General features: G+C 69.3%; 17 protein-coding genes. 12 read left to right on the forward strand and 5 right to left on the reverse strand.

Annotated features, from left to right (window positions below):
• Nucleotides 1–25 precede the first annotated feature (25 nt).
• The 4 genes from WNM05_RS00575 (at nucleotide 26) to WNM05_RS00590 (ending at nucleotide 3,329) form a co-directional block, all read left to right on the forward strand.
• Nucleotides 26–283 carry a hypothetical protein gene (locus WNM05_RS00575; protein WP_434631570.1) on the forward strand — a complete coding sequence of 86 codons (258 nt, stop codon included), beginning with the start codon at nucleotides 26–28 and terminating at the stop codon, nucleotides 281–283.
• Nucleotides 280–1,200 carry a transcriptional regulator GcvA gene (gene gcvA / locus WNM05_RS00580; RefSeq protein ID WP_434631572.1) on the forward strand — a complete coding sequence of 307 codons (921 nt, stop codon included), beginning with the start codon at nucleotides 280–282 and terminating at the stop codon, nucleotides 1,198–1,200. Before WNM05_RS00575 ends, gcvA begins: the two co-directional genes overlap by 4 nt.
• A 118-nt stretch (nucleotides 1,201–1,318) precedes the next feature.
• A complete protein-coding gene (locus WNM05_RS00585) occupies nucleotides 1,319–2,908 on the forward strand; it encodes an MDR family MFS transporter (protein ID WP_434631575.1) in 1,590 nt (529 codons plus the stop codon).
• Nucleotides 2,901–3,329 carry a MarR family winged helix-turn-helix transcriptional regulator gene (locus tag WNM05_RS00590; RefSeq protein WP_434631578.1) on the forward strand — a complete coding sequence of 143 codons (429 nt, stop codon included), beginning with the start codon at nucleotides 2,901–2,903 and terminating at the stop codon, nucleotides 3,327–3,329. The genes WNM05_RS00585 and WNM05_RS00590 overlap by 8 nt, the downstream gene beginning before the upstream one ends.
• On the opposite strand, the gene WNM05_RS00595 is transcribed toward WNM05_RS00590, so the two are convergent.
• From WNM05_RS00595 to cysE, 3 genes are all read right to left on the reverse strand, one after another.
• Nucleotides 3,326–4,873, reverse strand: coding sequence for a sensor domain-containing diguanylate cyclase (locus WNM05_RS00595; protein ID WP_434631581.1), 1,548 nt, complete (start codon nucleotides 4,871–4,873; stop codon nucleotides 3,326–3,328). The two genes, WNM05_RS00590 and WNM05_RS00595, sit on opposite strands and share 4 nt — an antisense overlap.
• Nucleotides 4,874–5,034: 161 nt before the next feature.
• The gene (locus tag WNM05_RS00600) at nucleotides 5,035–5,877 is read right to left on the reverse strand and encodes an isopenicillin N synthase family dioxygenase (protein ID WP_434631584.1); all 843 of its coding nucleotides are present in this window, start codon (nucleotides 5,875–5,877) and stop codon (nucleotides 5,035–5,037) included.
• A 232-nt stretch (nucleotides 5,878–6,109) separates the two neighbouring features.
• Nucleotides 6,110–6,892, reverse strand: a complete 783-nt coding sequence (gene cysE / locus WNM05_RS00605; protein ID WP_434631587.1) for a serine O-acetyltransferase — start codon at nucleotides 6,890–6,892, stop codon at nucleotides 6,110–6,112.
• Nucleotides 6,893–7,018: 126 nt separating this feature from the next.
• Between cysE and WNM05_RS00610 the strand changes: the two genes are divergently transcribed.
• Entirely contained in the window at nucleotides 7,019–7,678 is a 660-nt protein-coding gene (locus tag WNM05_RS00610) for a tetratricopeptide repeat protein (protein WP_434631589.1), read from the forward strand.
• Here WNM05_RS00610 and WNM05_RS00615 read toward each other — a convergent pair.
• Both WNM05_RS00615 and cyaY read right to left on the reverse strand, forming a co-directional pair.
• Nucleotides 7,648–8,508 carry an MBL fold metallo-hydrolase gene (locus tag WNM05_RS00615; RefSeq protein ID WP_434631591.1) on the reverse strand — a complete coding sequence of 287 codons (861 nt, stop codon included), beginning with the start codon at nucleotides 8,506–8,508 and terminating at the stop codon, nucleotides 7,648–7,650. The genes WNM05_RS00610 and WNM05_RS00615 overlap by 31 nt on opposite strands.
• A gap of 86 nt (nucleotides 8,509–8,594) precedes the next feature.
• On the reverse strand, nucleotides 8,595–8,915 hold the full coding sequence (gene cyaY, locus WNM05_RS00620; RefSeq protein ID WP_434635190.1) for an iron donor protein CyaY: 321 nt from the start codon (nucleotides 8,913–8,915) through the stop codon (nucleotides 8,595–8,597).
• A gap of 87 nt (nucleotides 8,916–9,002) precedes the next feature.
• Here cyaY and lptM point away from each other — a divergent pair, with 87 nt between their 5' ends.
• The 7 genes from lptM to WNM05_RS00655 all read left to right on the forward strand — a co-directional run bounded on the left by lptM (nucleotide 9,003) and on the right by WNM05_RS00655 (nucleotide 14,209).
• The gene (gene lptM, locus WNM05_RS00625) at nucleotides 9,003–9,161 is read left to right on the forward strand and encodes an LPS translocon maturation chaperone LptM (RefSeq protein WP_434631593.1); all 159 of its coding nucleotides are present in this window, start codon (nucleotides 9,003–9,005) and stop codon (nucleotides 9,159–9,161) included.
• Nucleotides 9,162–9,253: 92 nt separating this feature from the next.
• Nucleotides 9,254–10,348: a pyridoxal phosphate-dependent aminotransferase gene (locus WNM05_RS00630; protein WP_434631595.1), complete on the forward strand. Its 1,095-nt coding sequence runs from the start codon at nucleotides 9,254–9,256 to the stop codon at nucleotides 10,346–10,348.
• Nucleotides 10,349–10,441: 93 nt separating this feature from the next.
• Nucleotides 10,442–11,245, forward strand: coding sequence for a hypothetical protein (locus tag WNM05_RS00635; RefSeq protein ID WP_434631597.1), 804 nt, complete (start codon nucleotides 10,442–10,444; stop codon nucleotides 11,243–11,245).
• 63 nt (nucleotides 11,246–11,308) lie between these two features.
• Entirely contained in the window at nucleotides 11,309–11,683 is a 375-nt protein-coding gene (locus tag WNM05_RS00640) for a hypothetical protein (protein ID WP_434631599.1), read from the forward strand.
• A gap of 92 nt (nucleotides 11,684–11,775) precedes the next feature.
• Nucleotides 11,776–12,999 (forward strand): molybdopterin-dependent oxidoreductase, encoded by a 1,224-nt coding sequence (locus WNM05_RS00645; protein ID WP_434631601.1) that lies wholly within the window; start codon nucleotides 11,776–11,778, stop codon nucleotides 12,997–12,999.
• Complete coding sequence (locus tag WNM05_RS00650) at nucleotides 12,996–13,319, forward strand: hypothetical protein (RefSeq protein WP_434631603.1); 324 nt, start codon at nucleotides 12,996–12,998, stop codon at nucleotides 13,317–13,319. Before WNM05_RS00645 ends, WNM05_RS00650 begins: the two co-directional genes overlap by 4 nt.
• Before the next feature lie 68 nt (nucleotides 13,320–13,387).
• Nucleotides 13,388–14,209 (forward strand): lysostaphin resistance A-like protein, encoded by an 822-nt coding sequence (locus tag WNM05_RS00655; protein ID WP_434631604.1) that lies wholly within the window; start codon nucleotides 13,388–13,390, stop codon nucleotides 14,207–14,209.
• Nucleotides 14,210–14,294 lie beyond the last annotated feature (85 nt).

Here is a 14,294-nt window from a genome sequence, read left to right on the forward strand (position 1 = left end):
ATCGGACTCCGCTCGGAGCCCGTTCATGCCAACGTGGACTGGCAACAACAAATCGATACGAGAGTGCAAGGCGGCATCCTGTCTGACAATAATGATGCCGGACAACGAAAGCTGTGCCAGAATCAACCATTATGCATGGCAAAACCGCGTCCCATGCATGATGGCTGTCGTCGCCATGTCGCCGGCACGCGGCGACATCCTCAGCAGCATACGTGGTGGCGCCGATTTGCACAAAGCAGTTAATCTCATCAAAACCATGAAGAAAAGGCATGTAACAGCATGAAGCTGCCTCCGCTGAATGCCCTGCGCGTATTCGTCGTTGCCGCCGAACACCTGTCGTTCACCCGCGCCGCCGCCGCGCTCAGCCTGACCCAAGGCGCAATCAGCCGCCACGTCCAGACCCTGGAAGAATATTACGGCGCCACCCTGTTCACCCGCCAGGCCCGCGGCCTGGCGCTGACCGCCGAAGGCGAAGCCCTGCTGAAGCCGGCTCGCGAGGCATTCCAATTGCTCAATGAGGCCAGCGAGGCGCTCAGGCTGCGCCAGAGCGACCTGAGGGTGAGGATGCCGCCGACGCCGGCGATGCGCTGGGTACTGCCGAACCTGGCCGACTTCCAGGCGCGCCATCCCGAATACACGCTGCACCTGCTGACGCAGCTGATACACAACAAACCGTTCAACCGCGCCGAGTACGACCTGGCCGTCGTCGGCCTGTCCAGCCCGGAGGCCGCGCCCGATCTCAGGCTGGAATGCATCTGCCGCGAAAAGCTGATCCCGGTGTGTTCGCCCAGCCTGCTGGCCGGCAAGCATCCGCTGCACACGCCGCAGGACCTGCAACACCACACGCTGCTGCATCCGTGGCGCGATCAGAACACCTGGAAGCGCTGGCTGAAGCTGGCCGGCGTCGCCGGCGTCAATCCGGAGAGCGGCGTCACCTTCGACGCGCTGGAATACGCGCTGCACGCGGCGGTGGCCGGCATGGGCGTGACGCTGGCGCAGGCGTCGATGGTGACGCAGGACCTAGACAGCGGCCGGCTGGTGATCCCGTTCGACACCGTGCTGGAAACCGAGTGGGCCTACTACCTGGTCTATCCGCACGAGCTGGCCGAACTGCCGAAGGTTCGCGCCTTCCGCGACTGGCTGGTGCACACCGTCGCGCACAGCGAGGAAGCCAGCTGGCTGGCCCGCCAGGGCTATTGAGCGGCGGGCGGCCGCCCAGGCGGCCGCGCCGGCGCAACATCTGTTAACCGCAAGCGCTTGGACAGCCGTCGGGGCTGCCGGCAAAATAGTTGACATAGCAATTATTGACTTTGCAATCATGAACGCTCCCTCTTCGTCCGCCGGCCTCGCCGCCGAGCTGGATTTCCGCCAGCGGCTGCTGGCCATGCTGGGCCTGTGCTGCGTGCTGATCATGGTGGCGCTGGACCAGACCGTCGTCGGCACCGCGATGCCGACGGTGGTGGCCGACCTGCGCGGCTTCGCGCTGTACGCCTGGGTCGGGACCGCCTATCTGCTGACCTCGGTGATCACCGTCCCCATCTTCGGCAAGCTCGGCGACGACCACGGGCGCAAACCGTTCGTGCTGACCGCCATCGTGCTGTTCACCGCCGCCTCCGCCTTGTGCGGCCTGGCGCAGGACATGATGCAGCTGGTGCTGGCGCGCGCGCTGCAGGGCGTCGGCGGCGGCATGCTGGTGGCCACCACTTTCGCCAGCGTGCCCGATCTGTTCCCGCACACCCGCGAGCGGCTGCGCTGGCAGGTGATGCTGTCGGCCTCCTTCGGCCTCGCCAACGCCGTCGGTCCGTCGCTGGGCGGCTTCCTGACCGAATATCTCGGCTGGCGCTGGGTGTTCTACGTCAACCTGCCGGTCGGCGCCGTCAGCCTGTGGTTCGTCTGGCGCTATCTGCCGGTGATACGCCACGCCGAACGGCCGTCGTCGCGGCTGGACTGGCAGGGCGCGATGCTGATCGCGCTCTTCCTCGGCTCGCTGCAACTGGTGGTGGAATGGCTGCCGCAAGACAAGCCGGCGCCGCTGCTGGCCGCCCTGGCCGGGCTGTCGCTGGCCGCCTTGCTGGGGCTGGTCTGGTGGGAAAAGCGCAGCCCCAATCCGCTGCTGCCGCCCAGCATGCTGGGCCACCGCGGCCTGGCGCCGCTGTTCGGCCTGTCGCTGCTGATGGGCTTCGGCATGTTCGCCGTGATGTACTACGCGCCGCTGATGTTCCAGGCCGGCTTCGGCCTGTCGCCGAACCAGGCCGGCATCCTGGTGACGCCGCTGGTGGTGTGCATCACCATAGGCAGCATGCTGAACGGCCGCATCGTGCAGCGGCTGCGCCATCCGACGCGGCTGCTGGCGCTGGGCCTGCTGATGTTCGCGCTGACCGCGGCGCTGCTGAGCCGCGCGACGCCGTCCACCGCCCACGGGCTGATCATCGCCGACATGGTGATGGGCGGCCTGGGCCTGGGCCTGTTGATGCCCAATCTGACCATCTTCGTGCAACAGCTGGCGCCGCGGCGGCAGCTGGGCGTCTCCACCGCGATGCTGCAATCGACGCGGATGGTGGGCGGCATGCTGGGCACCGCGGTGATGGGCGCCGTCGTCAGCCACCACTTCCAGCGCGGCGTGGCCGCGCTGCTGGCCGGCGACGCGCGCGGCCCGGACTGGCTGCGCTGGCTGGCCGATCCGCAGACGCTGCTGAACGCCGCCTCGCTGGCCCGGTTCCGCGCGGCGGCGGCATCGGCCCACCCCGACGCGCTGCTGGCCGCCACCCGGCTGAGACTGGTCGACGCCATACACTTCAGCCAGTGGCTGGTCGCGGCCGTGCTGCTGCTCGGCCTGTGGCTGGTGAGCAAGGTGCCGGCGATCCAGCTGGCCGCCCCCGCCGTCCCTCCGGAGCCGCGGCATGACTGAACGCAATCTGCTGCAACAGCTCGGCCGCAGCACCCGCGCGATGTACGGCGCCTTCGAAAGCCGGGTCGGCCACCCGCTGCCGCGCTGGCGCATCCTGACGGCGCTGGAGGCATTGCAACCGGCCAGCCAGAAACAGCTGGCCTGCCATCTGCAGATGGATCCGGGTGCGCTGACCCGACAGCTGAAGCAGTTGGAGGCGGAACGGCTGGTGCGGCGCGATACCGACCCGGCCGACAACCGGCAGACGCTGGTGACGCTGGATCAGAGCGGAACCGCCTTGCTGCGCGAGGCGGCGCCGCAACGGCAGGCCTTCTTCCGGCAGGCGCTGGCGGACATAGACGCGCAAGAGCTGGAAACCGCGATGCAGGTCCTGCGCCAGTTGGAACTGCGCTTCCGCGACATGGCGGCCGGTCAGGATTAGCCGGCCGCCGCCGCCGCGTCGGAGCCGCCGTCGGCGATCACCATCCGGTTGCGGCCCTGCTGCTTGGCGCGGTACAGCTCGCGGTCGGCGGCCTCGATCAGCTGGCGGCTGTCGTACGCCTCGCGCGGCAGGATGGCGGCGCCGCCTATGCTGATGGTGACGAAGGCTGCCAGCGGCGAACCGGCATGCGGCAGTTGCAGCCCGCGCACCGCCGCCAGCACCGCTTCGCCGACGACGGCGACCCCGTCCTCGCCGGTATCCGGCAACAGGCAGACGATTTCCTCGCCGCCATAGCGCGCCACCAGGTCCTGCGGCCGGCGCACGCTGCCGCGTATCGCCTGCGCCACCTCGCGCAGGCAGTAGTCGCCGCTGACGTGGCCGTAATGGTCGTTGTAAAGCTTGAAGTGGTCGATGTCTATCATCAGCATGCCCAGCGACGAACCCAGGCGCCGCGCGCGGCGCCATTCGCCGTCCAGGCTCTCCTCGAAGCTGCGCCGGTTGGCGATGCCGGTGACCGGATCGACCCGGGACAACGCCAGCACCTCGGCGTGCGACTGTTCCAGCGCCAGCGTGCGGATGCGCACCTGCTGTTCCAGCTGCTCCCGCTGCAGCCTCAGCTCCAGCTTGACCTGCCGCTGCTCGCTCATCAGCGCGCCGACGCACAGCGACACCACGGTCAGGATGCCCGCGTAGGTCTGCAGGACGACCAGCGTGCTGTAGGCGGAATAGCCCAGATAGGGGCCGCCGCCGTGGCGCGTGCCCCACAGCGCCAGCCACACGATCAGCAGCAGCGCCAGCACCACCTCGCGCGGCGTGAAGCGGAACGCCGCCCAGGACACCAGCGGCAATATCAGCATGTCCAACGGATAGGTGGTGTCGAGCGTCGGATGCCACCAGGCGAAGATGCTGGCGGTCAGCAGCGCCACCATGCCGAAATAGCCCAGCATCTCGTACCAGACCTCCCGCTCCTGGCGCGGCCAGCCGTAGCGATGAAAGGCCAGGCAAGCGCTGCCGAACAGCAGCGTGCCGCTGGCGCTGCACAGCCACCACAGGCAGAGCCGCGGCACCAGCTGCTTTTGCGGCAGCAGCTGAGCCAGATACAGCGCGCCGACGGCGATCAGGCTGCCCAGCAGCGTCGCCGCCGCCACGATCACGCAGAATCCCAGGCAGTCGCTGAAACCGTCCAGCGGATTGCGGCGACCGATATGGCGCCGCACAAGCGAGACGCCGACCAGCGTCTGCGCCAGCACCGCCAGCGCCGCGCCGACGGCCGGCAACATCCAGCGCATGCCGCCCAGCTCGAGCTGCCAGCGCCAGCCCTCGGCCAGCAACGCCCCCAGCAGCACGCCCGGCCATACCCGCCATCCCAGCAGCAGCAGCGCCGCCAGCGCCAGGCCCGGCTGCGGCCACATCACGCTGTCCATGCCCAGCTCCAGCACCAGCAGCCGCTCGCCTCCCCACGCCGCCAGGCAATAGGCCGCCGCCACCAGCAGATTGGCGAGCCAGTCGGGCGGTGCAGGAAAACTGGGTAGGATGCCGCGCATGAAATCCTCTCTACGGGACAGGCCGCGGCCGGGAAAGTCTGCCGCGTGATAGTGTCATCGTAGCTGGCGAATGCCGCCATCGCTGCCCGGCGCTCGGCGCGCGGACGAAAAAAATGGCCGGAGCAAGGCCCCGGCCGGTCCGTCATCCGTTTGGGATGGCCTTACATTTTCACGCCCAGCTCGCGCAGGCGTTCGTCCAGATAGGCGCCGGCGCTGTAGCGGTCGGACAGCGTCACTTCCGGACGCGGATGCAGGAACAGCGGCAGCGAGATGCGGCTCTTCTTCGCGCCGTCGCCGCTGGGGTTGACCACGCGGTGCTGGGTGGACGGATAGTAGCCGGCGGACGCCTCCTGCAGCATGTCGCCGATATTGACCACCAGCGTGCCGAAATCGCAGGGCACGTCCAGCCATTCGCCGTCCTTGCCCTGCACCTGCAGGCCCGGCTCGTTGGCGGCCGGCAGGATGGTCAGCAGATTGATGTCGCCATGGGCGGCGGCGCGCAAGGAGCCGGCCGGCTCCTCGCCGGTCAGCGGCGGGTAGCGCAGCACGCGCAGCAGCGTCTGCTGGCTGCCTTCTATCATGTGCGACAGCGGCTCGCGGTAATTGGCGGCGATGGCGGCCGGCGTGTATTGCTGCACCCAGGACAGGAGTTCGCGCGCCAGCTGGTTGGCGATGCCGTAGTAGCGCTCGGCGTCGGCCTTCAGCCGCGGCGGCACGCGGCCCCACGGGTAGACGTGGAAGTATTCCTTGATGTCCTTCAGCGCGGCGCCCTTGGCGGTCTCCGACACTTCCGGTGAAAACCAGCCGTCCTGCTTCTCCACCGAGAAGGCGTAGTCGAATTTCTCGTCGCTGTTGAAGAAGCCCAGCCAGTCGGCGTAGATCTTTTCGACCAGGTCTTGCGGAATCGGGTGGTTGGTCAGCACGCCGAAGCCGGTTTCGTGCAGAGAACGGGTGAACTGTTCCGCGGCGTCCGGGGCGCGGTAATCGACAACTCTGACGTTCATGGGGTGGTTTTCCTGATGAACCCGGCGCCGCCATGCAATATCGGGGCGGTCGCCGGCCGCGCGCATTGTAGCGGCTAAGCTACACGCCGCCAAGCCGTTGGCATCGGCACTGTTGGAAAACCGCCCAGCGCGCGGCGGCGCGGCTTTCCATCGCCGGGGCACGCCAGCGCGGACAGCGGCGAGGCTGGCGCGTCGGCGCCGTCGGTCGCTGCCCGCTGTATTTAAACTACAGTCAAACCCGCTGGTCCATGTCCAGCGCCGGCGTGCCGGGACAGGCCTGGGCGACGATGCGCGCCGGCACGCCGGCCACGGTGGCGTGCGGCGGCACATCCTCCAGCACCACGCTGCCGGCGCCGACCTTGGCGCAATCGCCGACGCGGATATTGCCCAGCACCGAGCTGCCGGCGCCCAGCATCACGCCGTCGCCTATCTTCGGATGGCGGTCGCCGCGTTCCTTGCCCGAGCCGCCCAGCGTCACGCCGTGCAGGATGGACACATTGTTGCCGATGACGGCCGTCTCGCCGACCACCAGGCCGGTGCCGTGGTCCAGCATCACGCCCTGGCCGATGCGCGCCGCCGGATGGATGTCGGCGCCGGTGACCTCGGAAATGCGGTTCTGCAGGAACAACGCCAACGTCGTGCGGCCCTGCCGCCACAGCCAGTGGGTGATGCGCTGGCTCTGTATCGCGTGGAAGCCCTTGAAATACAGCAGCGGCGTCGAATAGCGGTCGCAGGCCGGATCGCGCTCGTAGCTGGCGCGGATGTCGGCGCGCATCGCCGCGCTGAGGCCGGGATCGGCCTGGAAGCCTTCGCGGAACAGCTCGAACATCGCGCGCGGGTCCATCACCGGACTGGCCAGCTTGCTCGACAGATGAAAGGCCAACACGTCTTCCAGTGTGGCATGGCGCAACACCGTCATGTGCAGGAAGCTGGCCAGCAAGGGCTCATCGTCGACCGCCGCCAGCGTCTCGTCGCGGATGGCCGACCACAGCGGATCAACCAGGGGGGAATTCATCGGATACTCCGGAAATGACTTCTAGTCGGAATATTGTAGCCTGCCACAAGCCGCCTCGTCAGACAAAGGCCGCCGTCAGAACCGGGCCGCCGCCGCGACTAAACTGAAAGCAGGAAGGAGGAAGCGATGAGACTGTCGGCGACGTTATTGCTGCTGTGCGCCCTCGCCGCGCATGCCGCCGCGCCCGAAGTGCCGGGCTGGCGCGAATACCGGTCCGGCCATCTGGCGGCCGCCCGCATCGCCTTCTGGCAGGCCGCCGAGAACGGCGACCGGGTGGCGGCCTTCAATCTGGCGATGATGGACTGGAACGGCGAGGCCGGGCCGGTCGACAAGCGGCAGGGGCTGTATTGGCTCAGGCGCGCGGCCGAGCTGCGGCTGGCGCAGGCGCAACACGCGCTGGGCCTGCTGGCCGAACGCGGCGACGGCGTGCCCAAATCGCTCGTCGAGGCGACGCGCTGGTTCACGCTGGCCGCCCGCCAGGGCTATCTGCCGGCCCAGCTCGATCTGGGCACCCAGTATTTCCTGGGCCGCGGCGCGCCGCAGGACGACAGGCTGGCCGCCTACTGGTACGAGGAGGCGGCCAAGCAGGGCGACGCCGGCGCCCAATACCTGATCGCCAGCATGTACGAACACGGCCAGGGCGTACGGCAGGACATTCCGGCGGCGATACGCTGGTACGCCAAAGCCGCGGTCCAGGGCGATCCCGGCGCCCGGGCCAAGGCGCTGGACCTGGCCAAGCGCCAGGGCAGGCGCGCTCAAAACGCGTCCAGCGGCAGCTTCAGATAGCGCACGCCGTTGTCCTCGACCGGCGGCAGCGCGCCGGCGCGGATATTGACCTGCACCGCCGGCAGCAGCAGCTGCGGCATCGACAGCGTCTTGTCGCGCGCCGCGCGCATCGCGACGAAGTCCGCCTCGTCGACGCCGTCGCGCGCGTGCAGATTGGCGCGACGCTGCTCGGCCACCGTCGCGCACCACGCCGGCCCGCGGCCCGGCGGCGGATAGTCGTGGCACAGCAGCAGCCGGGTGGCGTCCGGCAAGGACAGCAGCCGGCGGATGGAACGATACAGCTCCCGGGCGTCGCCGCCGGGAAAGTCGCAGCGGGCGGTGCCGACGTCGGGCATGAACAAGGTGTCGCCGACGAAGACCGCGTCGCCGACGCGATAGCCGACATCGGCCGGCGTATGGCCGGGCAGCGCCAGCACCGTCGCCTCCAGCTCGCCGATGGGGAAGGTCTCGCCGTCGTCGAACAGCCGGTCGAACTGCGAGCCGTCGCTGCGGAACGCCGGCTCCAGATTGAACACGCGGCCGAAGATGGCCTGCACCTCGGTGATGCGGCGGCCTATCGCCAGCGTGCCCCCGGCCCGCCGTTTCAGGTAGGCCGCCGCCGACAGATGGTCGGCATGGGCGTGGGTCTCCAGTATCCATTGCAGCGTCAGCCGCCGCTCGGCCAGGAAGGCCAGCAGCCGGTCGGCCGATCCATGGCCGACGCGGCCGGAACGGGGGTCGAAGTCCAGCACCGGATCGACCACCGCCGCATGGCCGCCGGGGCGGTCGTGGACGATGTGGCTGATGGTGCCGGTGGCGGCGTCGTAGAAGCTTGCTATCTGCGCGGGCATCTCGTCCTCAGAACCGGCGGGCTAGGGTAATCATATTGAAACCTATAATGTTTCTCGCCATCCCGCCAGCATGTCCGCAGTCCGTATCAGTCGGCGAACGCGAAGGGCTCGCCGCTGCCGGCGCGTATCGCCTCGGCCAGCGTGGCGAAGAACTCGGCGCCGTCGCGGCTGGCGATCCAGCCGCCGTCGCGGCGCGAAAAATGGTAGCCGCCGCTCCTGGCCGCGATCCACATCTCCTGATTCGCCGCATGGCGGTTGACGATCACCTTGTCGCCGCCGTCGAACTCGATCTCCAGCACATTGCCCTGACGCAGGGTGTCGGCGTCCAGGCCCTGCGCGTCTATCGCCGCCTCGATCCGGTCGAAGATGGCGTCGCTCAACTGCAGAAATTCGCTTTCGGTCATGATGTCTGTCCTGATTGCGCCGGGCGCGGGCAACACGGCCCGGCGGGGTTTTGCTAGTATGCTGATTTTGCCATATCGGATTGCGTCAGTATGCGTACCCTGCTCGTCTGCGCCAGCCTGTTCCTCTTTCTCGCCGCCTGCGGCTACAAGGGCCCGCTGGTGCTGCCCAAGGCTCCGGCCGGCCATCACGCCGCCAAACCGGCCGCCTCGGCGCCGCAAGCCGCGGTCCCGGCCTCGGCCGCGCGCTGAACGCCGCCGCATAAGGATATTGCCAAGCGATCGCTTGTCTGACCGGGCATTGGCCTAGAATGGCCGTCGTCAACTCGGGAGTTGGAACTGCCATGCACTACGCGCGCCACCTGGAACACCATACCATCGTCAACCCGTTTCCCGGCATCGCCAAGCTGGAAGCGGCGCTGGGGCACAAGGTGGTCTGCCGCCTGGGCGCCAACGAAAGCATGGCCAAGCCCGACTCTCCGTTGCTGGCCGAATGGGGCGAGCTGCTGACCGAGCTGGCGCGGCTGTACCCGGACCCGTACGCGCTGGCCTTGCGCGAGCTGGCCGCCGAGCGCCACGGCGTCGAAGCGAGCCAGGTGCTGTTCGACAGCGGCGCCGACAGCCTGATCCTGCTGGCGCTGCGGCTGCGCTGCAATGCCGGCGACGCGGTGGTCTGCAGCGCCGGCACCTATCCTGCCTTCCGCTACTTCGCCGAAGGCGTCGGCGCCCGCATCCTCGAAGTGCCGTACCAGCAGCACGGCGTCGGGCTGCGCCCCGACCTCGCCCGGCTGTGCGAAGTGGTGCACGCCGAGCGCGCCGTCGCGCTGTACCTGGCCAATCCGGACAATCCGACCGGCCATTACTGGTCCGCCGCCGACATCCTGGCCCTGCGCCAGCAGCTGCCGTCGCAGACGCTGCTGATCCTGGACGAGGCCTATGTCGATTTCTGCGTCGACCCGCAGGACGCGCCGCCGGCCGGCGCGATGGCCAACACGCTGCGGCTGCGCACGCTGTCCAAGGCCTACGGCCTGGCCGGCCTGCGCGTCGGCTTCGCGCTGGCGCCGGCCGACATCATCGCCAAGGCGGACCAGATCCGTCCGCAGTACGCGCTGTCCGGCCTGGCCCAGCACGCGGCGCGGCGGGTGCTGGAAGACCCGGACTACAGCGCCCAGCTGGTACAGGCCACGCTGCAGCTGCGCGACAAGCTGGACGCGGCGCTGCGCGCCCGCGACCTGACAGTGCTGCCGTCGCACACCAACTTCGTCGCCGTGGTCTATCCGAACGCCACCGCCGCCGAGGCGATCCAGCGCTGCCTGCTGGCCGACGGCATCGCGGTGCACCGCCCGCCGCACCCGGCCTTGCGCCATCTGCTGCGCGTCACCGCCCAGCCGCCGGCGCTGTCGAGCAAGGTGCTGGACGCGCTGGCCGGCCACCGCTGAGCCGGCCGCCGGCGGTGAATAGTTGCGTTGACCGCCGGAAACGCCAGTGACATAAGCGGTACGGAAATTTTTCCGTATCGCATGTCACCGACGATGAAATCCTCCCTCGCACTGGCGGCGCTGCTGCTGCCGCTGGGCGCCGCCGCCGCGCCCATCACCAATTTCGACTCGCCCCCGGTCGTCGACCTGGCCGGCCAACTGCGCGCGCAAGCGCACGGCGCCCGCGCCGTCGCCATTCAGCAATTGGACGCCGCCGGCGCCGACGGCATTCTGCGCGCCGCGGCCGGCGCCCGCCAGCGACTCAATCCGATGGAGTCGCCGCAGAACGACGCCAAGACGCTGGCCGCCCACGCCGGACTCGGCCAACGCAAGGGCCCGCTGCTGACCGTAGTCGCCGGCAACGGCAAGCAGCTGCAATTCAAGAACTGGCGCACCAGCCAGGGCGATGGCGACAGCTCCACCTTCGTCTACCAGGGCCCGCTGGCCGGCGGCGCGCTGCAGCGCGTCGACCTGCTGTTCGGCCACGACGCGCCAGGCAGCCTGCTGGTCGACAATCGCGACGGCAAGGTCTACTTCACCTACAGCACCGAGAACATCGTCGCGCCGGCCCCGGACGGCAAGACGCTGCTGCAGGTGCAGACCGAATCCGACTGGCGCCTGCAGCTGCTGCCGCTGCCGCAAGACGGTCAGGGCGGCCTGTTCTGCAGCCTGAGACGCGACAGCGGCGCCAGCACCGTCTTCAAGTCGTGGCAGGGCGACGCCGTCGGACTGGAGCTGGAACAGGGCGGCCAGCGCGTCGCGCTGCGCATCGGCCGCGACGGCGGCGCTTGGCGGGTGGCCGCCAGCCAGCCGGCGACGCTGGCCCGGCTCGGCCTGCGCTGCAGCCTGACGCGCTGACGCGCCCGGCGCCCGCCCGCGCGGGCGCCGACCGTGATGAACCCGAACAAGAAAACCACACAGATGAAAAACTCCCATGCCGTGCGCGCGCTGGCCGCGCTCTGCCTGCTGGCCGCCGGGCCGTTGTCGCAGGCCAAGCCGCTCGCCGTCCGCGAAGACGGCGAGACCGCCGTCACGCTCAGCGGCACCGTCATCGGCCCGATCTCGTCCGGCAGCAAGGCCGACGGCACCTTGTTCAAGGCCTATCACCTGAAGCTGGCCAAGCCGCTGACGCTGGACGACGGCGCCGACTGCGGCGAACAGGACAAGCGCAGCCTGGCGCTGAACCAGGAAGACATGGGCCGCTACAAGGGCCGGACCGTCACGGTCAGGGCCAAGGTGTTCTGCCAGACCAACCGCACCGGCACCTACCATCTGAGCGACATCGCGGTGCAATGAGCCCGAACCGTCGGCCGCACCTGTCCCTTTCCCCGGTCGACAAGCGCCGCGGCGCCGCCTAGCATCGCCCCATTTTCCTTGGGTTCGCGATCATGGACGACGATGCGCTGCGCCGACGCGCGGTACTGAAGGGCGGCCTCGCCGCCGCCGCGCTGCTGGCGCTGCCTGGCCGGGGCCGAGCCGCCTGGATGGACCAGGGTTTCGACAACGGCTGGCGCGAACTGGTCCCGTACCCGCAGAAGATGCCGCTGTTGCGCATCACCACCCGGCCGGTCCATCTAGAAACGCCGTTCTCCCAGTTCGACCGCGGCCTGATCACGCCGAACGAGGCGGTATTCGTCCGCTACCATCTGGCCGACCACCCGCTGGACATCGACCCCGCCACCCACACGTTGACGATAGCCGGCAAGGTGAGCCGGCCGCTGACGCTGACGCTGGCGGACCTGAAAAAGCGCTTCGAGACGGTCAGGCAGACGGTGGTGATGCAGTGCGCCGGCAACGGCCGCGGCCTGTCGCAGCCCAGGGTGCAGGGCGCGCAGCTCGGCAACGGCTCGATGGCCTGCGTCGAGATGGCCGGCGCTAGGTTGGCCGATGTGCTGGCCGCCGCCGGCGTGATGGACGGCGCGCGCCAGATCGCCTGCCGCGGCACCGACCGGCCGGCGCTGGAGGAGACGCCGTCCTTCGTCCGCTCGCTCGACATCGCCGACGCGCTGCGGCCTGAGCCCATGATAGCGTGGGAGATGAACGGCCGGCCGCTGCCGGTGCTGAACGGCTACCCGATCCGGCTGGTCGTGCCGGGCTTCTACGCCGCCTACTGGATGAAGCACCTGTCCCGCATCGACGTGCTCGACCATGTGTTCGACGGCTGGTTCGCCAGCCAGGCCTATATCGTGCCGGACACGCCGGACAACGGCGTACCGCCCGGAAGCAAGCCGGACAGGACGGTGCGGCTGACCCGGATGAAGGTGCGCAGCTTCATCACCGCCCCGGCCGCCGGCGACGCCGTGCCGGCGGGCCGGTTGTCGCTGCGCGGCATCGCCTTCGACGGCGGCAGCGGCATCCGCCGGGTCGACGTCTCCGCCGACGGCGGCGCGAGCTGGCTGCCTGCCCGGCTGGGCGCCGACGCCGGCCGCTTCGCGTTCCGGCCGTGGACGCTGACGCTGGACGACGTGAAGCCGGGACCGCTGACGCTGATGGCGCGCGCCACCGCCAACGACGGCCAGGTCCAGCCCATGGTCCAGCCGTGGAATCCTGGCGGCTACGCCCGCGACGTGATCGAGCGGCTGGACATCGTCGTCGCCGGGGCAGGACGATGAGGGCCGCGCTGTTGTTGGCGCTGCTGCTGGCCGGGCCCGCCGGCGCGGCAAGCATCTCGCTGCCGAACGAGACGGCGATGCTGCCGGACAGCGGCCATCCCGGCTATCTGCCGGCGCTGCAGCGCTGTCTGATCTGTCACTCCGCCGACTACATCGCGCTGCAGCCGGATTTCGACGAGGCGCGCTGGCGCGCCGTCGTCGACAAGATGCGGCTGGCGTTCAAGGCGCCCATCCCGGCGGAGGAGGCGGCGTCCATCGCCGCCTACCTGGCCGACGCCCAGCGCCGCCGGCTGCTGCGGCCGCATCCGGCCCAACCCTGAGGAAGCGTTTGGCCTCGCCGCGTCCAGGCCTTATCATCGGGCGCTTGTCCACCCGCGACGGAGACGCCATGTCCACGCTTTCCTCCCTGACGCTGGCCGCCTACGGCCTGCTGGCGCTGGGCCTGATCGCCGCCAGCCTGCGCCAGGAGGCTCCCGGCTGGATCGCGCTGACGACCAGCGCGATGGTGGCGCTGGCGGCCGGCGTGCTGCAGCCGCTGGGCGTGTTGGCCGCGGTCGCCGTCGCCGGCCTGACGCTGGCGCTGCGCCGCCATCCGCGGCCGGAGCTGTACCTGGTGTGGATAGCCGCGCTGCTGGCGCTGGCCGTGCACGCGCTGCCCGGCTTCGACAACCCGCTGCTGTGGCAAGGCCGCGCCAGCCCGGACAGCGCGCCGTATCGGCTGTTCTGGAGCTACGACAAGGGCCTGGCCGGCCTGCTGCTGTTGCTGAACCTCTGCCGGGCGCCGCTGCCCGAGCGCCAACTGGGCTGGCCGGCCGCGGCGGTCGGCGCGCTGGCGCTGTTGTTCGTGTTCGGCATCGCCTCCGCCGTCGGCATCATAGGCTTCGCGCCGAAATGGCCGGACTGGCTGCTGCCGTGGCTGCTGGCCAACTGCTTCCTGGTGTCGCTGGTGGAGGAGGCCTTCTTCCGCGCCGGCGTCCAGCGCTGGCTGGAGTTGCGCACCGAGCCGTTCGCCGCGCTGATGGCGGCGTCGCTGCTGTTCGGCGTGGCGCACCTGGCAGGCGGCTGGGCCTGGGTGGGCCTGGCCACGCTGGCCGGCATAGGCTACGGCCTGATCTACGCCGCGCGGCGCCGGCTGTGGCTGGCGGTGCTGGCCCACCTGGGCTTCAACACGCTGCAGCTATTGCTGTTCACCTATCCGAAACTGGCGTGAAACGGCGGCCGGCCGGCAAGTTCGACCGCTAACTGTCTTGATATGAAAATAAAAAACCATTCCGGGTAGCCGTCCGCCTCGGGTA

The organism is Chromobacterium sp. CV08, assembly GCF_051129845.1.
Lineage (GTDB): Bacteria > Pseudomonadota > Gammaproteobacteria > Burkholderiales > Chromobacteriaceae > Chromobacterium.